Source organism: Kribbella antibiotica (assembly GCF_004349055.1).
Lineage (GTDB): Bacteria > Actinomycetota > Actinomycetes > Propionibacteriales > Kribbellaceae > Kribbella > Kribbella antibiotica.
Window position 1 is genome coordinate 25,021 of record NZ_SMKX01000014.1, and the last position, 18,840, is coordinate 43,860.

Genomic DNA, 18,840 nt, shown 5'->3' on the forward strand with positions numbered 1-18,840 from the left:
GCCGGGGCCCTGGCGCCTGACGACCGGACTCGGAGCTATCGACTCCTTACCGGCTGGGTGCGTTGCGCCAGTAAAACCGCACCCCTGGTGACGAGTCAAGCTCCAATTGCAAAAAGCTGCACTATTGGTCCCGCTATCGCGCTCTAATGATCATTCTCGGGTGCCTGCAGCGGCGAGGGAGGACTGCCGCAGCAGACGGGCGACCGGCACGATCGTGGTGCCCATCGCGAGCAGCGTGGCGCCGCCGAGCACAGCCAGTACGCCGGTCAGTGGCACGTACGGGACGATGCTGCCAGTCAGTGCATAGACCACCGCTGTGAGCGTCACCGCGGCGATTGCGCTGCCGATGAGGACGGAAACAGTCAGCAGGCCGGCCTGTTCGGCGCGGACCATGCGCTTGACCTGGCGGGTGGTGACTCCGGCCAGTTGCAGTACGGCGAGTTCGCGGCGGCGGGCCAAGGCAGCGACCGTCATGGTGTTGGCTGCGGCCAAGGCTGCGAACGCGATCATCACCGTGATCAGCAACTTGTTGAGCCAAGCACTGATGGCGAGATCCTTGGAGACGCCGACCGTTGCCTGCTCGGTGGAGATCAGGGTCCCTTGTGCAGTGGCTGCTTTCAGCGCTGGGAGGGCATCGGGTGTGGCTCGGACGAGCAGCTTGGTCGGCGGCTTCCCGATTGTCGCCGGTGAGAGGACGACGTCGCCGAAGCCGAGGCCGCGCTCGTAGATCGCTGCCACCCGTAGTCGCTTCGGGGTTCCGTCGGCGAGCCACAGCTCGGCCTCGTCGCCAACCTTCCAGCCCCGCGCGGACGAGACCGCAATGCTGTTCGGCCCGACAGCCGCTAGGTCACCTTCGCGGAACTTGAGGTCCAGCGTCGCCTTGGCGCCGGCCGCGTCGATCGCTTGCGCCGGAACGACTTCCAGGCTGTCCATCATCTTCACGATGACCGAGGTCTGGCGCGTCGGAGTCACGGCCTCGACTCCGGGAATCCGGCTGAGCTTCTCCACCGCGCCGCTCGCGACGCCCTGGGGTGCAAGCACTGTGTACTGCGCGAGTGTTCCGGACTTCAACTGCTGGACGGTCTGCCGTTCCACGTTGTCTTGCAGGAACCAGACCGATCCGCCGAAGCCGATCGACAACACCAGGGCGGTCAACACGGTGGCGCCGCCGTGGGCGTTGGCCGCGAGGTTCTTCGCGGCGAGATAACCGCTGTTCCCCCATCCGGCACGGAGGACCGGACCAAGGAACCGGGCGGTGATGCTGTTGATCCACGGGGCGAGGAGAGCGACCGCAGTGACGAACAGATACAGCATGCCGACCGCGGCGGCGAGAGCAGCCTGGCCTCCGGCTCCCACTGAGACAGCGCTGGATCCGATGGCACCGGCGAGTGCCGCGAGCCCGAACCCAAGGCGTACTTTGCTCAGCTGTGCAGGCTCGACCGCGATCTGCGACAGGGCCTCGGCCGGGCGAATACCGGAGATCTTCCGCCCGGCAAGCAGTGCCGATCCGAGGGCGACCAGGACAATGAGGAGGACCGCGGCCGGCGCAGCCAGGAGCCCAAGGGAGAGGTCATAGTCGGCTGGCATGAAGCCGCGGGCAACCAACTGGTCCCCCAACCAGCGGCTGGCCAGCAATCCGGCCGGTACGCCGATCAGCGAGCCCCCGGCAGCCAGAATCGCAGCCTCGGCCATCAGCATCCGCCGTACCTGTCCTGGGGTTGCAGCCGTTGCCCTAAGCAACGCCAGGTCACGGCGGCGATTGCGGATCGACAAGCCGATGGTTCCGGCCACTACAAAGATGACCAACATGACGACGTACCCGCCGAACGCCGCGCCGACCTGGACCAGCAGCCCGCGGGCAGCGGCGATATCGGGACGCTCGACCAGCATCCGATCCTTGCCTGTATAGGCTTTTGCGCCAACGGACTCCGCGAGCCGCTCCACCGCGCCGGTGACTACCCCACGGTCAGTCTGCGGGTTCACCTCAACCGCAAGTGCATCCGCGGTCGTCTCGACACTGTCGACGCCCGGCACCTTGCGCAGTTCAGCAGCGAGTCTGGCGGGCACGACTCCCGGCTCGGGCAGCTGCACGGTCGCCGTGTAGGGATCGCCGAATTGCTTACCCGTAACAGTCAGATCGCGTTTGGCCACGACGATGTCGGCGGTCGAATGCTGAGGTTCCGGCATCGGACGCAGCCCGGACTCCACCAGCGCGCCCATGCTCGTGAGGATCGCGACGCCGCCGATCAACGCGATCAGAGTGGCCAGGACACTACCCGGCCGCTGGCGCAGAAGGCGCGCTGCAAGCCCGATCATGCCACTGCCGCCGATCCGAGTTGCGGTGCGTCGGCAACGATCCGGCCATCGGCGAGTACGACCACACGATCGGCGTACGACGCCGCCACCGGATCGTGAGTCACCATGACAATGGTCTGACCGTGTTCGTCCACGATCGACTTCAGCAACCCGAGAACACCGGCGGCCGTTGTACTGTCCAGCGCTCCGGTCGGCTCATCCGCGAACACAACCTCCGGCCGAATGGCCAGCGCTCGCGCAATGGCAACTCGTTGCTGCTGGCCACCAGACAGCTCGGACGGCCGCCGGTGCATCAGCTCGGCAACGCCGACCCGATCGACAACCTCGGCCAGCCAGCGCCGATCCGGCCGCACCCCGGACAGCCGGAGCGGCAGCGTGATGTTCTCCTCCACGCTCAGCGCCCCGATCAGGTTGAACATCTGAAAGACGAACCCGATCTTGGTACGGCGCAGCCGCGTCAACGCAGTCTCCGACAGCCCGGACAGTTCTGTGTCACCCACGAACACCCGCCCCGAGGTCGGCCGGTCCAACCCGGCCGCAGTCTGCAGCAGAGTGCTCTTCCCCGAGCCTGATGGCCCCATCACCGCAGTGAACGTTCCCGGCACGAAGCTCACATCAACTCCAGCCAAGGCATGCACCAGCTGGCCGCCGGCGTCGTACGTTCGCGTGAGCTGCTCCACCCGCACCGCGGCGGGAACTTCGGTCAACAACGGCATGTTCTTCGTCATGCCTGCAACGCTAGAAATATTCGAGCGCCGCCAACATCCCGCCAGCTGGCGACCCGAGGTAGAGCAGGCTCCACCTCGGCCTGATCGGTGCCACTGATCGGCGCCACTGATCGGCGCCACGCCGGAAAGCTACTCCGCGCCACATGGGGAAGATCCTGCTGCCCTGGGTCGACCGGATCGACGGCGGAAAGTACACCTTCCGCGGCGCGGACTACGAGACGCCGATCAGCGAGCACTGGAACAACAGCGCCATCCACGGGCTTGCGCTCTTCCTGCCGTGGACACCGGTGCGCCATCGTCGCGATCGCCTGGTCCTGGAGTGGGTGCTGTACCCGCAGTACGGCTGCCCCTTCACGCTGCGCTTCCAGACCGAGTACGTCCTCAACCGCTCCGGTCTGTCGGTCCGTCCTGCGCGAAGATCTCCTCGGCTGCCGTCAGGATCACTGGTCGTCCACCGCCGGCTCCGACCCGCGACTTCAACGGTATCCGGGCATGACTAGGCGCTCCGCGGGGTGATGACCGCGCGGAGGCCAGGGACGGCGAGGGCAGGCGGGGACTACGGGCCTGCTGCTGGTGTGGCGTCAGTGGCCCAGGGATCGGAATAATTGGGCACGAGTGCGAGCAGTCGGGCGCGGAAGGCCTCGCGCTTGGCATCCCGTTCCGAGTCGGCCAGGGCGCTAGCTGCCGGGAGCCGATCAGGTTGCTCATGCCCCAGGCCACTGCTGACACCGACTCCGCCATGGAGGCCAGACCCACCACTACTAGCACTGCCCGCAGGCCTCGCCCAACTGAGCGCGGCGGCCAGTACAGCAGGGTCTGTCACCGGTGCTGGGTCCGCCCAACTCGGCCGAGTCACCTCCACGACGCCGCCGGTGATCGATACCGCCCACTGCCCGGCATGCACAGCCCGGTGATGCGACGCACACAGCAACACCAGGTTCTGCATGCTGGTCGGACCACCGTTAGCCCAATGAATGATGTGATGCGCATGGCACATCCACGGCGGCGCCTTACACACAACACAGCCCTTATCGCGCTTGATCAACGCCCGCCGCATATACCGATTCACGAACCGCTGCTCAGTCCCAACATCCAGCGGCTGCGAATCCCCACCCAGCACGATCGGGAGGATCGCGGCATCACAGGCCAGCAACCGCACCGCCGAGGCGGACAGGTTGCTCCCGAACACCAACTCACCCACCGCACCTGCCGTCTCGCCGAGAGCAGCTTTCAGGTCGTCGAAGTCGATCGTGACGGTCAGGTGCGGGACACCCGGGTGGTCAGGGTTGCCGGCCGCGGCGTCCATGGTGGCTACCAAAGCATCGGCCTGACGCACGTCCTGTGGCCGCGGATCACGCTCACCATCAACAGTCTTATGCGGCTTCGACAACGTATGTATCTGCGTCGTGAGCTGCTCACCATCAGCACCAGGCAAGAACCCAGAGAACTTCACCCCGCCATCGACCTGCCGCAACCGCAGCGACCTCTTCGCATGCGCTTCTTCTTCAGAAGGTTCCGCACCGTCGGTGTTGAGCCGTGTGAGGACATCGTTGCCGAACTTGGCGAGCCGACGAGGGTCCTGGTCCTTGGCGACACCGACCATCTGGTTTTCGGTGAACTCGAGCGTCTCGACCGCAACAGTCGACGGAACCTTCTCCAGCGTCTCGACAATCACCGCGCCCTGCGCGGGACGTACGGTCCATGGCCGGGCCGGATCGGTCGGATCCGGCAACGCCTCAGCCACGAGCGGGTACTTACGCAAAGCAGCCATGAACGCGAGAGCTTTACGAACCTCGGCAGGAGCCTCCCGGTAACGCTCGGACAAGAAATCGACAGTGTCACGAGCACCGAGCTCTTGCGCGGCACCCATCTCGTCGAGGCGCCCACCAGCTTGCAGGATGAAGGTGTCGAGCGCTGCTTTGACAGCGTGCGCAGTGTCCAGCGAGGTCACCAGTTCGGTGACGCTCAGGGACCACACTGGGGGCATCGTCAACATCTCCATACCCAAAAGCATAGCCACGCCCACCGACAGTTTTCGACCCAGAACCCCTTATTTACAAGGTTTTCTGTGGGCTACTTTGTCAGCCCACACCAGCCCACACCCTGCCCACAGTCGCCCGGCGTGCTCGGAGGGTTCAGTCGATTGCCCTTGGGGCGGGCGGGGTTCCGCAGCCCCGGTTAAGGTCCGGTGAGGACTCGGCCGGGGGCGTGGGTGCGTGGTTGCTCGCCGCGACCGGCCGACTCGAAAAGCGGGTGGCTGGTCGCCGCGGTGGCTGAGGCGGGATGGCGAGGTCGGCGACCTAGGCTCGCGCTGCTTGAGGTCCCGGGCTTTGGCTAGGGTTGCTGAACTGCCGTCGGTGATCGCGTTCCCGTTGCCTGGACTGACCCGCCCTGCCTGAGGCTGCGGGTGTCAACCGATCGCTGCGCTGGCTGCAGCCGGGCCGGGTTTGTGGTCGCGGGGTTGGTGCTTCGTTGCGGGAGTTGGGGAGTGCTACCTGCCGATTCGAGTGCGTAGCGCTCCCCAGCCCCACCGGTATCCGCGACCCAGTCGACCACCGGCCTCCGCGCGAACCCGGTCCGACTTTGAGCACGGGTCAGTCACGGATCCGGCCGGGAAATGACTGGTGGGTGCTCAAAGTGGGGCGGGCGTGCGGCCTTGAGCACGGGTCAGGCGCTTCGGCGGGGGTCAGGTGACTGATGGGTACTCAAGGGTGGCTGGACGGCGGGCGGGAACGTGACTAGACCGGGAACGTCTCGCCGTGGATGAGCTTGGCGGCGGCCAGCCGAGGACGAAGCCTCCGATGAACCAGACTCATTTCAGATCAGACCCCAAACCCTAGGAGATCTGAACGCAATAGATCTGATGTATGGCCACATCTGCCCATCTCCTGCTACTTTGATGGCGCATTGATCATATCCATCGTGAGAGGCGGACATGGATCGCTATCGTCCGGGCTACGAGCGGGTGGCCGAGCAACTACTGCAGTACCTGGCGGGCCAGGACCTGCGGCCAGGGGATCGGCTGCCGACCGAGCAGGGGCTGGCCGACATCCTTGGTGCGTCGCGGACCGTGACCCGGGAGGCGATCAAGATCCTCACGGCGATGGGCCGGCTGTCGGTCCGCCGGGGCGCGGGGATCTTCGTGGCGGCTTCCGTCGAGGTGATGAGCGGCGACCAGTTGGTCCACTTCCAGCCGACAGATCTCGACCAGGTCGTGATGCTGCTGGATCACCGCCGGTTGCTGGAGGCGGAGACAGCGCGTCGGGCGGCGCTGGCCGCGACGCCGATCGAGGTTCGCGCCATCCGCGCGGGTGCGCTCGGCTCAATCGATGCCGCCGGCAACGCGAACATCAACGAGTTCGCGCAGGCCGATGCGGAGTTCCATCTCGCTGTCGCAGCGGCCGCCCACAACGACTTCCTGGCGGCGAGTGTCGTCAGCTTGCGCCGGTACGCCGCTCAGTCCGATCTGCTGCTTTTCCACCACGACGCGGCCGGTTCGTTCGAGGTCGCCGGGGCGCAGCATCTGGCCATCGCCGAGGCGATCGCCGCCGGTGACCCGGAGCTGGCCGCCGACCGGATGGTCGAGCACATCACGACCACCCGGCAGCAGTTCGAGCGCCGGATCCACGACCGGCTGACCAGCCCCCGCTAGACAACTGCACCCAGACCAACTGGCCGACCGCCTCGGGCGCCGGCTCGCTGGCGCCTGCCCATCCGCCGCCGCAGAAAGATTCCATGAAGATCACCCACGTTGAGACGCACCCGGTCCGCATCCCCGCCGCGAGCCCCCAGTTCAGCTGGCGGGCCGGCCTCGGCGGAAGTGCCCCTGACGCCACCGGGGCCGTTCTACGGATCGGAACCGACGAGGGCGCGGAGGGCGTCGCGTTGTTCGCCCGTCCCGGCGCGGCTGCCCAGCTGGAGGAGCTTGTCGACCGGGTGTTCCGTGCGGAGCTCATCGGCCAGGATCCCTACCAGCGCGAGTGGCTGTGGCATCGCGTCTGGGAACTCGACCGGATCGAGGAGCTCCCGCTGCCCGTGCTCGGTCTGATCGACGTCGCACTCTGGGACCTGGCGGGACGGGTCGCCGAACAACCCGTCTGGCAGCTTCTCGGTGGTTACCGGCGATCCATCCCCGCCTACGCGTCGACCTCGACCTTCGCCACCACCGAGGAGTTCCTCGACGTGGCCACGCAGTGTCTCGAGGCCGGCTACGCGGCGATCAAGCTCCACGCCTGGGGTGACGCCCGCCGCGATGCCAAGCTCTGCGCCGCGTTACGTGACCACGTCGGCGACGACGTACCGCTGATGTACGACGGCTCTGCAGGTTTTGATCTGCCTGACGCGATCCGGCTCGGCCGCGCGCTCACCGACCTGGACTACCTCTGGTACGAGGAGCCGATGCGCGAGTTCAGCATATCGGCGTACCGGCAACTGGCGCAGTCGGTCGGAGTGCCGCTCCTGGTCGGCGAGACATCCGATGGCGCGCACCTCAACACCGCTGACTTCATCAACGCGGGCGCGGCAACCTTCGGCGTACGGGCAAGCACGACGCTGCGCGGCGGGATCACCGGCGCGATGCGGATCGCCCACCTGGCCGATTCGTACCGGCTCCGAGCCGAGGTCCACGGCTCCGATATCCCCAACCAGCACTTGTGCATGGCGATCTCGAACACGACGTACTACGAGTCGCTGGTCACGTCGACCGATGTCCGGCGCGAGTCCTGCGTCGACGCAGACGGTCTGGTGCATGCCCCGCTCGCACCCGGGATCGCCCTGCCCGCACACCTCGATTACCCCGCACCGCTGCAGCACCTCGTCACCACTACGCCGTGACGACCATCTCCCCTGACGAAGGACCCGCCATGAAGCAACGCTTGATCCTCACCGCAACCCTGGCCGCGCTGGCCGCCCTGGCCGGATGCGCAAGCGCGGACTCGACCGCCGCGCCGACAGGCCCCGCATCGTTCACACCGGCGCCGCAGAACGACGCGGCCACCGTGACGGTCTGGACCGACTCCACCCGCTTGGCCTCGGTCCAGGCTTATCAGAAGTCGCACCCGGACAAGAAGCTGAACATCGTCACGTACGACGGCAGCGCCGACGGATCCACGTATCTGCAGACCAAGGTGCAGCTGTTCGACCGGACCGGCTCGGGCTGGCCGGATGTCGTCTTCGCCTCGCCGACCGATGTCACCTGGGCCTCGGCGCCGACCGGGCCCAACGCACAGGCGTTCGCCGCGCCGCTCAACCAAGGGCTGGTGCCGCAGCCGACGCTGGACAACTTCGCCAAGGGATCGCTGTCACCGTGTGAGTTCAACGGGCAGGTCTACTGCCTGCGGAACGACATCGCTCAGGTTGTCGCGTGGTACAACGCGAAACTCTTCAAGGACTTCGGGTACGCCGTACCGAAGACCTGGCAGGAGTACCAGGCGCTCGGAGCGAAGGTCGCCAAGGAACACCCGGGCTATCTCCTCGGCGCCGTCGGTGACACGAACTCCCATGAGTCGTATTTCTGGTCCAGCCAGTGTCCTGCCTTCTCGCTGACCGGTCCCACCACGTTGCGCACCGATCTGCAAGATCCGAACTGCACCCGGATGGCCACCCTGCTGGACTCGATGATCGCCAACGGGTCGGTGAGCAAGGAGGCTTTCTTCGGCCAGAACTTCGCGCAGGCTCGTGGCTCGAAGGTCCTGATGGCGATCGGGCCGTCGTGGCACGGGCAGTACCTGTTCAACGCGGCCTTCAAGACGCCCGCAGGTCAGATCGGTGCCGCAACACCCCTCGCTTGGGACGGCGACCCGACTGTTGCCACCGGCAACGTCGGCGGCGCGGTCTGGATGGTCTCCTCGCACAGCGCGAACCTGAAGACCTCGACCGATCTGGTCAGCTGGCTGACGACATCCGACGAGAACCAGGCCGGCGCACCGACCTACCCTGCCTATGCCCCGGCCGCCAAGGCCTGGCTGGCAAACCCCAAGAACAGCCAGTACTTCGCCAGTGACGTCAGCCCGGCCTTCCAGGCCGCCGCCAGTGCCGTCTGGCCCGGCTGGTCGAACACGCGCTTCAGCGACGCGACGGCCTGGTCAAGCGTCGTACTGCCTGCAGTGACCGCCGGGAAGACTCTGACCGCGACCCTGCCCGCCTGGCAGACCGCCATCGAGAACGAGGCGAAGGCCGCCGGCTACACGATCGCGGCCCGATGACTCGGAGCCTCCGCGGCGGCCAGGCCGGCTACTTCTTCGTCGCCGGGTACGTCGTACTGCTGGTGGCGTTCGGAATCGTGCCGACCGCCTACGCCTTCTATCTCGCCTTCACCAACGATCGGGGCCAGTTCACCGGCCTCAACCAGTTCGTCAAGGTGATCGGCGACTACCGCTTCGCTCCGGCGTTCGCGCATGTCGCGGTCTACCTCGTGCTGTGGCTGGTCCTGCTGCTGATCCTGACCGTCGGGATCGCGGTGGTGCTCCGCGGACGGATGCGGCCCGGTTTGTCGGCGACGCTACGTTTTCTGTACTACGTACCGGGCGCGCTGGCCGGAGTTGCCAGCGTGCTGGTCTGGTTGTTCATGCTCGACCCGTCGGTCAGTCCGGCCTCCGGGCTGCTCCGGGCCCTGGGGTTCGACACGTTCTCACAAGTGATCGCCCCTGAGAATCTGCCGCTGGTCTTCGTACTGATTGCGTTCTGGACCGGTGCCGGCGGCTGGATCGTCGTCATGTACGGCGCACTGAACAACATCCCCGACGAGATCCTCGAAGCGGCCCGAATCGACGGCGCCGGCCCGTGGAAGTCGGCGCTCTTCGTCCAGATCCCGATGATCAGTCGATGGATTGCCTACATGGCGATCCTGGCGTTCGCCGGCGGCACTCAGCTGTTCGTCGAACCGCAGATGCTGCAGACCGCCAGCCTCGGCAGGCTCGACCCAGCCTGGTCCCCCAACCAACTGGCCTACGTACTCGCCTTCCGGTACGGCGACTTCAACGGCGCGGCCGCCGTGTCCCTGATCCTGCTGGTGCTAGGCCTTCTTTGCGCCGGGCTGCTGGTCCGCCGTTCCGGCTTGTTCAAGGTGGATGCATGACGACGAACCTCAGCAGCACCCGGCCCGCACGCGCGCTTGGTATCGGAGTGGTTGCCCTGCTCCTCGCACTGCTCGTTGTCTTCTTCGCGCTTCCAGTGGCCTGGCTGCTGCTGGCGCCCACGAAGACGGCCTCCGAGCTGGTCAGCGCGGGCCCGTTCTCCTTTGGTGGCTTCGGCAATCTCGCCACCGCCTGGCGGAACCTGACGTCGTTCGAGGACGGTGTCATCTTTGTCTGGCTCAAGAACTCGGCGATCTACTCAGCCGGATCTCTCGTCCTCACCCTGGCAACCAGCGTGCCGGCCGGCTACGCCCTCGCCCTGACCAAGTTCCGCGGTCGCGGACTGCTGCTCTCCGTGACGCTGCTCGTGATGATCATGCCATCGGCCACCTTGGTGCTCCCGCTGTTCCTCGAGCTGAACAAACTAGGGCTGATCGGGACCGTCTGGTCGGTCGTCCTGCCGTTCTCGTTCTTCCCGTTCGGCGTCTACCTCGTCTACATCTACTTCGCCACCAGCCTGCCCGCCGAGATGCTCGAAGCCGCCCGGATCGACGGCGCCGGCGAATGGCGCACGTTCACCGCCATCGCACTGCCGCTGGCCAGACCGGTCGTCGCTCTGGTGGCGTTCTTCAGCTTCGTCGGCAACTGGAACAACTTCTTCCTCCCCTACCTGGTCCTCCCCAGCAGCCAGCAGTTCCCCATCCAGGTAGGCCTCAACCAGCTCCTCTCCACCACGCCGTCCTTCAACCCCGTCGCCGGCGCCGGCCTGAACATCACCAGCCCCGAACTCGCCCTCTCGATCATCATCGCGGTCCTCCCGGTACTGGTCGTCTTCCTCTTCTCCCAACGAGCCCTCGTCTCCGGCATGCTCGCCGGGGCAACCAAGGGGTGATTCTGAACGGACAATGGGCCCAATGGCCTTTATTCCGGGGTAGTCCGGCACTGCCAGGCGGTGGCATCTGAGGGCTTCCATGGAGATGGACAACTTCTCCGACGGTGGAAGTGAGCGCAATGACGACCGATCCAAGCACTGGCTCTGTGCAGCGATTCGACCACGCCGGTCTCGAGATCCTCGACGAGTCCGACTCCCTCAAGCTGATGCAGACCGTGCCGATCGGCCGCCTCGTCTTCACCGAGGGCGGGCTGCCCACCGTCCGGCCCGTCAACTTCATCGTCGATGGCGAGACCGTGGTGTTCTGCACCGCGGACGGCGACAAGTACCGGGCCGCGGAACGCGGTGACATCGTCGCCTTCGAAATCGACGACATCGACGCGGTCAGCCAGACCGGCTGGACCGTGACGGTCGTCGGGCGACTCTCGCGCCTGACCAACTCCGAGATCAGCGAAGTGTCGCCTGCCCTTCCACCCCACTCCTTGATGCCCGGCTGGCGGCCCCACTTCATCCGGCTCACCATCGAGTCGCTACGTGGGCGGCGGGTCACCGCCTGGCCGCAGCCCGGCCCCTGCGGCGAAAATCTGTCATCCGTTCCCTGAGTTGCAGGCAGTCCGTACGGTGGGGTCATGACCGGTCGAGGACCACCCCGCACCGGATCGTGGGACGAAGGTGCCCTGGACAACACCGGCCTGTCCCGCGTCCGCCTCGACGCGCTCCTGCAAGAGCTACTCGGCCGCGTCGACGAAGTGATGGACTCCCAGGACCGCCTCCGGGCGCTCCTGGATGCGGTGGTCGGCATCAGCTCCGACCTGGACCTCAACAGCACTCTGGACCGGATCGTCACCGCCGCCTGCGAACTGGTCGGCGCCCGGTACGGCGCTCTCGGCGTCGTCGGGCCCGACGGCAAGAAGCTGGCCCGATTCATCACCCATGGCATCGACGCGGATGTGATCGCCAAGATCGGTCCCTATCCCGAGGGCCACGGCATCCTCGGTCTGCTGATCGACCGGCCCGAACCGATCCGGCTCGCGGACCTCAGCCAGCACCCGGCGTCGTACGGTTTCCCGGCGAACCATCCACCCATGCAGGCCTTCCTCGGCGTACCGGTCCGGATCCGCGATCACGTCTTCGGCAACCTCTACCTGACCGAGAAGGCCGACGGCGCCGAGTTCACCGAGGACGACGAGCATGCGGTGGCGGCGCTGGCCGCCGCGGCCGGTGTGGTGATCGACAACGCGCGTCTGTACGCCGACACCGAGCGCCGGCGCCGCTGGTACGAAGTGACGGCCGAGATCACCCAACTACTGCTGGGCGAGTTCGAACCGGCTGAAGCCCTCCAGCTGATCGCCCGCCGGGCCCGCGAGGTCTCCGGCGCGGTCCTGGGTGCCGTCCTCGTGGTCGAGGAGGACGACCTGGTGATCGAGACCGTCGACGGACCGCCCGGGCTGACGCGGCACGTCGGCCTCCGGATGAGCACCGACCGGCCGATACTCCGCGATGTCTTGCGCGGCACGGCAGCCATGGTCGTCGAGGACCTTGCCGAGCTGGCCGCAGGAACCGGCCAACTGGCCAACGTGCCTGAGCTCGAAAGCCTGGGCCGGACAGTCTTCGTTCCGCTCCCGCCCGGCACCCGCAATACGGCTGGGATCTTGATGGTTGCCGGACAGCACGGCGATGTGCCGCTCGGTGACGCCGGCACGGACCTGATCACCATGTTCGCCAACCAGACCACCTTGGCTTTGGAGCGAGCCGCCGCACGCCACGACCAGTCCACCCTGGCTGTCCTGGCCGACCGCGACCGGATCGCCCGCGATCTGCACGATCTCGTGATCCAGAGGTTGTTCGCCACCGGCCTGCAACTGCAGGCCATTCACCGCAGCGTGCCTCCAGATGCCCAGGAACGCCTCAGCCGCGCGGTGACCGATATCGATGCCACCGTCCGGGATCTGCGCGCGTCGATCTTCGAGCTCCAGCACCAACCCGGACGGCGTTCCCTGCGCGCCGACGTCCGCACGCTGGTTGACGAGTACGCCGTCACCCTCGGATTCGCCCCGCTCCTGAACTGCTCCGGCCCGGTCGACAGCGTCGTACCGGCTGTCGCCAGACCCCAGATCCTCGCAGCGGTCCGAGAAGCGTTGTCCAACGTGGCCCGGCATGCCCGCGCAACGAACGTCACGGTCGACATCACCGTCGCGGCCGGCGAGGTCACGGCCCAGGTCACCGACGACGGGATCGGAATCACCTCGACGGCCACCGAGAGCGGCCTGCGCAACCTCCGCGAACGGGCCGCCCTCCTCGGCGGCACGGTCCGGGTGACCGAGCGCCAACCGCACGGCACCGTCCTCGAGCTCCGGGCGCCGCTGGCTGCCCCAGCACATGACCCGTACGGCGATCAGCGAGGGCCCGTGGTCCCCAGCACAGGTGCCGAAGGACCTGCCAGGTCGGGACCGACGACCGCAGCCAGGACACCTCCTCCGCACGCAGGCTGAGAGCGTGGCCACCCTGGCCCGCCGAGGAGGCATCCCATGGACGACCAGCTGTCGATGGAACAGATCGACATACTGCTCAGGGCAGCGGTTGCGGCACCGTCGATGCACAACACGCAGCCGTGGCGGTTCGAGGTCAACGGCACGGTCATCGACGTGTTCCTGGACGGGGCGCGTGCCCTGCCCGCCGAGGATCCCACCGGGCGGGCGATGCGGATCGCGGCCGGCGCGGCCGTGTTCAACCTGCGCTGTGCCGCGGCTCATCTCGGGTTGGGCTCCGGGTACGGGCTCGCCCCCAATCCGCTCGAGCCCGACCTCGTCGCCCGGATCGTGCTCGAGGACGCGCAGCAGCTCGACCTGACCCTGAAGCACCTTTATCTGCAGGTGGTACGGCGCCACACCAGCAGACTCCCGGCCCGCCCGGCACCACCGGCCGCGGATTCCAGGATCGGTCTGATGCAGGCGGCGCTTGCTGAAGGCGCTGAACTGACCTGGCTGCAGAAAACGGATGCAGCGCACCTGATGGCCATGAATCTCGACGTTGACCTGCGCGAGGTCGGCGACTGGAAGCGGACCGCCGAGAGAAGCAAGTGGATCGGCGGCGAGCGTGTCGGCGACGGAGTCCCCAGCAGCGTCCTCGGACCACGTCCGACAAGCTACACAGCGCCGGTGCGCGATCTCGGTGTCCATCCCGTTGACCAATCACGCCCGCGAGCCGCGTTCGAGGCCGATGCGGCGCTGGCCGTGCTGTCGACCGACCGGGACCGGCCGGTCGACCACCTCGTGGCCGGTATCGCCTTGGAGCACGTGCTTCTCGCCGCGACCAGGGACGGGCTGACCGCGTCATTCTTCAATCAGCCGCTCGAGTTCGACGACCTCCGCGCCGATGTTCAGCACCTCACCGGTAAGCCCGGATTCGCCCAGATGGTGATCCGCTTCGCCCACACCACCCAGCACGCGACCTCACCGCGTCGCCCGCTGGCAGACGTCGTACGGGGTGAAACGTCATGAGCACCACCAAGGTTCTCGTGGCCTACGCCAGCCGCATGGGCGGCACCGCCGGCATTGCCGAGGCGATCGGCCAGACCCTGCGCAGGTCTGGGCACGACGTCGACGTCATCGATGCCGGCGACGTGACCGACACGACGCCGTACGGCGCTGTCGTCGTCGGTAGCGCGATCTACCTGGGTCGATGGCGCCCGGAGGCGGTCGCCGTCCTCCGAAAGCTCGTTGCTAGCAGCAACAATCGGCCGGTCTGGTTGTTCCACAGCGGACCGATCGGGCCCGACAAGGATGTCGAGCAAGCCGCGCCCCGCAAAGTCGCCCGCTTGGCCAAGCAGCTCGGCAGCGCGACACCGAAGACATTCGCCGGCCGCCTCGAACGACACACCGCGCGCGGCGTACTGGCGCAATGGATGGCACGCAGCCGCATGTCCGGCGACTCCCGCGACTGGGCAGCGATCAAGCAGTGGACCGTGGACATCCACGACAGCCTGCAAGCTGCCGGGCGGCCGGGCCCGGGCCGGGCCACTCTCGGCGACTGGACCAGGCGGATGGCGTGGTCCGGCCCCGACGCTCCGCTCCGCAATCATGGTCAGCCGATGGAACTCAGCCCCGACCGGTACGACGCTGTCCTGTTCGGCCCCGAGGTTTGGCGCGTAGCGAGCCTCGGCACCCTGGCGCTGATCGCCGGGCTGAAGGCGGCCGGGTTGACCGTCGACGTTGTCCCGCCTCGGAGCGACGCAGGAGCGACGGCCCTGGATCCTGCTGTCCTACTGGCCACCGCGCGCCGGCTGGTCGTCCAGCCGAGCCGGACGGTGGTGATCGAGGACAAGCCCGCCGGAATCATGGCCGGACGGGCCGGTGGATTCGGTCTCGTGATCGGCGTGGACCGCACCGGTCACGCTGCGGACCTCACCGCCCATGGCGCGGACGTCGTGGTCACCGACCTCGCGGAAGTGACAGTCCTGACCCCGGCCGGCAGATGATCCCGTCCACACTACTGCGGTGGAATGCGCTGCGCCCGTTCGACGGCGTACACGGCAGCCTCGGTCCGGCGATCGACGCCCAGCTTGCGGAGCAGCCCGGACACGTAGTTCTTGACCGTCTTCTCGGCCAGGAACATCGTCACGGAGATCTGCCGATTCGTCCTCCCCTCGGCGATCAGGTCGAGGATCCGTCGTTCCTGCTCGGTGAGCGTGGCATAGCGCGGATCGTCCTCGCTTTCGCCGAGCGGATTGCGCAACCGCTCCAGTACGGCGTTCGTCATCGCGGGATCGAGCAGGGACTCCCCCGCCGCGAGCCGGCGAACCGCACCCACCAGGTCGAGCCCGCTGACCTGCTTCAGCAGATACCCGGCGGCTCCGGCCATGATCGCCGTGAACAAGGCCTCGTCATCGGAGAACGACGTCAGCATCAAGCAGGCCGGCGGATGCTCCATCGCCGAACGGACGTCGCGGCACACCGTCACGCCGTCTCCATCAGGCAACCGGACATCCAGCAAGGCCACATCGGGGCGCAGCGCCGGGATCCGGGCCAGTGCCTGGGCCGCGGTCGAGGCCTCACCGACCACCTCGATGTCCGGTTCGCTTTCGAGCAGTTGCCGGACCCCGAGCCGGACCACCTCATGATCGTCGAGCAGAAACACGCTGATCGTCATGTTGCCTCATCCCGGGCCGGCCGACGGCTGCACGCCCTCGATCCACTGTCAGCCTATGCCCCGCCCGTCTACCCGCTGTCCGAGGAGATCTCATGGCACTGACCACACCCAATCCTGTTGTCATCGGGTATGACGGCTCGCCCGGCAGCCGCGTTGCCCTGCGCTGGGCCACCGCCGAGGCGGTCCGGTACCTCGCGCCGCTGCGAATCGTCGAGGTGTCCGAGCCCATCCCGGCCGACTACCTCACGGCCGGCACAGTGCCGGTCGCCGACTTGCGTCGCCTCCAGGAACGCGCCCTCGACACCCTCACCGAAGGCGTCCAGTTGCAGCACCCGGAGCTCACCGTCGACAGCGTCCTGATCGAAGACTCTGCCGCCTCGGCCTTGGTCGACGAATCGGCCAACGCCCGCCTCACCGTGCTGGGATCACGAGGGCTCGGCGGCTGGACCGACGTACTGCTCGGCTCCGTTGCCCTGCAAGTCAGCATCCACTCCGCCAACACCGTCGTCGTGGTTCCGGCAGTGACCTCGCCCTGGATCCAGGACAAGCCCACGATCGTCGTCGGCGTCGACGGCTCGAAGAGCTCGGCCAAGGCGATCGACTTCGCCTTCGCCCAGGCCGAGTCCCGCCGAGCCCGGGTCGCCGTGGTCAACGTGACTCCGCACCCGTCGCCCACCTTCAGCGGCGGCCTCGGACTACTCATCTTCGACCCGGCCGACAGCGCCAACGAGGAACGACTGCTCGTCGCGGAGTCACTGGCCGGCGCCCAAACCGACTACCCCGACGTCGAATTCGAACTGCTCCTGCTGACCGGCCACCCGGCCCAGGCACTAGTCGCCGCAGCCGACAACGCCGAACTCCTGGTCGTCGGCTCCCGCGGCCGCAACGGCTTCGCCAGCCTGCTCCTCGGATCCGTCGGCCTGACCATCCTCCACCACGCCCGCTGCCCGGTCGCGATCGTCCGCTGACCGCGGCTGCCTCGCTGCGAGGATGCGGCCCGCGTTCCACCCCGGAGCGCGGCCCCTGGCTGGCGGATGGATGGTGCTGAGGTCGTGACCGGTTCGGGCGAGCAGCCAGGCGGTCAGTGAGTTCGAGTTCCACATGTCGCCCGCGCCCAGTTCGTCCCTCCCCCAAGTCAGGGGCGGGACCGACCCGATGAGGTCGATCAGAGCAGCCGCGCGGTTCTCGTCCTGGCTGACCATGGTCGGTCCGGCCACTGCCTCGGCCACGTCCGGAATCTGCCCGCCCGCCCAGCAGCGCACCTCGTACCGGAAATATCGCGACCGGCCGAGCCAAGCGAACCCGACCGGGCCTTCGCAGACCACACCGCGATCAGGTTCACGGTTGCTCCACACCGGCGCCATCTCGATCACGAACCGCTGCCCGCGAGCACGCACCTGCAACGCAGAGTGGAACAGATCATCAGCCGGCCGATGATCCCGCCACGACAGCAACCGCTCCAGCACCCGGCCGTTCCACCGCACCGACCGGCCGCCCGCCCCCAGCGGAAGCCAGTACAGCTCGATGCCCGACTCAACCGATGGGCTCATCGCAGGTCACGGGAGGCATCCTCGAGAGGCACACGCGGGTCACTCGGTTGCTTCCCGTAGGCAGGGCGGTGCGGCACGATCGCAACCGGACCGGCACTTGGCGCGTTGGGCATCAGGCAGAGTCCGAGTGATCGCAGTGCACCACCGCGACCGGGCAGGTCGCGTGCTGGAGGACGCCACGGACGACCGAGCCGAGCAGGAGAACCGACAGGTGCGAACGGTGATGCCCGCCCATCACGACGATCTGTGCCTGGAAGGCCGCCGCCGCATCCAGTAGGCCCTCGACCGCGTGACCGCGACGGATATCGAGCTGAATCTCCAGGTCGGGGTACTTGTGCCGCCACTGCGTCGCAACGGCTTCGTAGTGCTTGTCGGCAGTAGCCGCCCAGTCCTCCGCGACGCCCGCCACCAAGGTTGTGTCCCAGCCGTAGACAGGCGGAACGTCCCAGACATGCACCAGCCGCAGCGACACATTCCGCTCGATGGCCAGCTCGGCGGCGAACTCGACAGCGGGCCCGTTCTCTCCTGAGTCATCTAAACCGGCAACCACCGGGCCACCCGCCGTACGAGCGGTCCAGCCGTCCGGTACGACGACCACGGGCACCTGTGCCCGACTTGCGACCGCCTCGGAGGTGGACCCGAGCAGCAGGCGTTTGAAACTTCCCATCCCCCGCCGGCCGACCACGAGCATCCGGCTCCCCTGAGCCGCATCAGACAGGGCAGATGCGGGCGAGCCTTCGACCAGCGTCGCCTCATGGTCGAGACCGTCGGCCTGATCCTTCATCCAGGTCCGTACGTCGTCGGCCAGGTCCGACTCGGCTTGCGTGGTGACGATCGGCTCGTAGTACCGGGACCGCCGGACCGTCTCGTCGACGGCGTGGATTGCATGCAGCGGCTCGTCGCGCAGATGGGACTCGTACAGCGCCCAGTGGAGCGCTCCGGCCTCGCGCCACGCACCGTCGATCCCGACCTGGATCACTGGGCGAACGGTTTCGGATGACGGCGTGGTGGAAGACACGGTGGTTCCTTCCGGTTCGGAGAGTGTGCCCCGATCGTGTCTCCCGGATGCCGGTTGCAGGCAGAGCCCGTGGTCACCCGCGCAGGTGCCGAAAGGCCCGACGGTTCAGGACCGT

General features: G+C 67.2%; 16 protein-coding genes and 1 pseudogene. 11 read left to right on the forward strand and 6 right to left on the reverse strand.

What is annotated here, in order from left to right; all coding sequences use genetic code 11:
- Nucleotides 1-150 precede the first annotated feature (150 nt).
- Complete coding sequence (locus E1263_RS07120) at nucleotides 151-2,316, reverse strand: ABC transporter permease (protein ID WP_132166370.1); 2,166 nt, start codon at nucleotides 2,314-2,316, stop codon at nucleotides 151-153.
- Nucleotides 2,313-3,044 carry an ABC transporter ATP-binding protein gene (locus E1263_RS07125; RefSeq protein WP_238161112.1) on the reverse strand — a complete coding sequence of 244 codons (732 nt, stop codon included), beginning with the start codon at nucleotides 3,042-3,044 and terminating at the stop codon, nucleotides 2,313-2,315. The genes E1263_RS07120 and E1263_RS07125 overlap by 4 nt, the downstream gene beginning before the upstream one ends.
- Nucleotides 3,045-3,187: 143 nt before the next feature.
- On the opposite strand from E1263_RS07125, the gene E1263_RS07130 reads away from it, so the two are divergent.
- Nucleotides 3,188-3,544, forward strand: coding sequence for an aldose epimerase family protein (locus E1263_RS07130; protein ID WP_132166371.1), 357 nt, complete (start codon nucleotides 3,188-3,190; stop codon nucleotides 3,542-3,544).
- 56 nt (nucleotides 3,545-3,600) lie between these two features.
- On the opposite strand, the gene E1263_RS07135 is transcribed toward E1263_RS07130, so the two are convergent.
- On the reverse strand, nucleotides 3,601-5,046 hold the full coding sequence (locus E1263_RS07135; RefSeq protein ID WP_165956532.1) for an HNH endonuclease signature motif containing protein: 1,446 nt from the start codon (nucleotides 5,044-5,046) through the stop codon (nucleotides 3,601-3,603).
- A gap of 933 nt (nucleotides 5,047-5,979) precedes the next feature.
- Between E1263_RS07135 and E1263_RS07140 the strand changes: the two genes are divergently transcribed.
- From E1263_RS07140 to E1263_RS43550, 9 genes are all read left to right on the forward strand, one after another.
- Nucleotides 5,980-6,696, forward strand: coding sequence for a FadR/GntR family transcriptional regulator (locus E1263_RS07140; RefSeq protein ID WP_132166373.1), 717 nt, complete (start codon nucleotides 5,980-5,982; stop codon nucleotides 6,694-6,696).
- Nucleotides 6,697-6,779: 83 nt separating this feature from the next.
- On the forward strand, nucleotides 6,780-7,877 hold the full coding sequence (locus tag E1263_RS07145) for an enolase C-terminal domain-like protein (RefSeq protein ID WP_132166374.1): 1,098 nt from the start codon (nucleotides 6,780-6,782) through the stop codon (nucleotides 7,875-7,877).
- A 29-nt stretch (nucleotides 7,878-7,906) separates the two neighbouring features.
- Nucleotides 7,907-9,247 (forward strand): ABC transporter substrate-binding protein, encoded by a 1,341-nt coding sequence (locus tag E1263_RS07150; RefSeq protein ID WP_132166375.1) that lies wholly within the window; start codon nucleotides 7,907-7,909, stop codon nucleotides 9,245-9,247.
- A complete protein-coding gene (locus E1263_RS07155) occupies nucleotides 9,244-10,119 on the forward strand; it encodes a carbohydrate ABC transporter permease (protein ID WP_132166376.1) in 876 nt (291 codons plus the stop codon). Before E1263_RS07150 ends, E1263_RS07155 begins: the two co-directional genes overlap by 4 nt.
- Complete coding sequence (locus tag E1263_RS07160) at nucleotides 10,116-11,009, forward strand: carbohydrate ABC transporter permease (RefSeq protein ID WP_132166377.1); 894 nt, start codon at nucleotides 10,116-10,118, stop codon at nucleotides 11,007-11,009. The genes E1263_RS07155 and E1263_RS07160 overlap by 4 nt, the downstream gene beginning before the upstream one ends.
- 119 nt (nucleotides 11,010-11,128) lie before the next feature.
- Nucleotides 11,129-11,611, forward strand: a complete 483-nt coding sequence (locus tag E1263_RS07165) for a pyridoxamine 5'-phosphate oxidase family protein (RefSeq protein ID WP_132166378.1) — start codon at nucleotides 11,129-11,131, stop codon at nucleotides 11,609-11,611.
- Between the two features lie 27 nt (nucleotides 11,612-11,638).
- Complete coding sequence (locus E1263_RS07170; RefSeq protein WP_132166379.1) at nucleotides 11,639-13,501, forward strand: GAF domain-containing sensor histidine kinase; 1,863 nt, start codon at nucleotides 11,639-11,641, stop codon at nucleotides 13,499-13,501.
- A 36-nt stretch (nucleotides 13,502-13,537) separates the two neighbouring features.
- Nucleotides 13,538-14,509 carry an Acg family FMN-binding oxidoreductase gene (locus tag E1263_RS07175; protein WP_132166380.1) on the forward strand — a complete coding sequence of 324 codons (972 nt, stop codon included), beginning with the start codon at nucleotides 13,538-13,540 and terminating at the stop codon, nucleotides 14,507-14,509.
- Nucleotides 14,506-15,486: a flavodoxin domain-containing protein gene (locus E1263_RS43550; protein WP_132166381.1), complete on the forward strand. Its 981-nt coding sequence runs from the start codon at nucleotides 14,506-14,508 to the stop codon at nucleotides 15,484-15,486. Before E1263_RS07175 ends, E1263_RS43550 begins: the two co-directional genes overlap by 4 nt.
- A gap of 11 nt (nucleotides 15,487-15,497) precedes the next feature.
- Here the strand turns inward: E1263_RS43550 and E1263_RS07185 are convergent, their stop codons facing one another.
- Entirely contained in the window at nucleotides 15,498-16,157 is a 660-nt protein-coding gene (locus tag E1263_RS07185) for a response regulator (RefSeq protein WP_132166382.1), read from the reverse strand.
- Between the two features lie 92 nt (nucleotides 16,158-16,249).
- Here E1263_RS07185 and E1263_RS07190 point away from each other — a divergent pair.
- Nucleotides 16,250-17,062, forward strand: a pseudogene (locus E1263_RS07190) (universal stress protein); the annotation flags it as partial.
- Here E1263_RS07190 and E1263_RS44285 read toward each other — a convergent pair.
- A complete protein-coding gene (locus E1263_RS44285) occupies nucleotides 16,988-17,707 on the reverse strand; it encodes a hypothetical protein (RefSeq protein WP_420323375.1) in 720 nt (239 codons plus the stop codon). The pseudogene E1263_RS07190 and the gene E1263_RS44285 overlap by 75 nt on opposite strands.
- A 112-nt stretch (nucleotides 17,708-17,819) precedes the next feature.
- Complete coding sequence (locus E1263_RS07200; RefSeq protein ID WP_132166384.1) at nucleotides 17,820-18,725, reverse strand: universal stress protein; 906 nt, start codon at nucleotides 18,723-18,725, stop codon at nucleotides 17,820-17,822.
- Nucleotides 18,726-18,840: the final 115 nt, after the last annotated feature.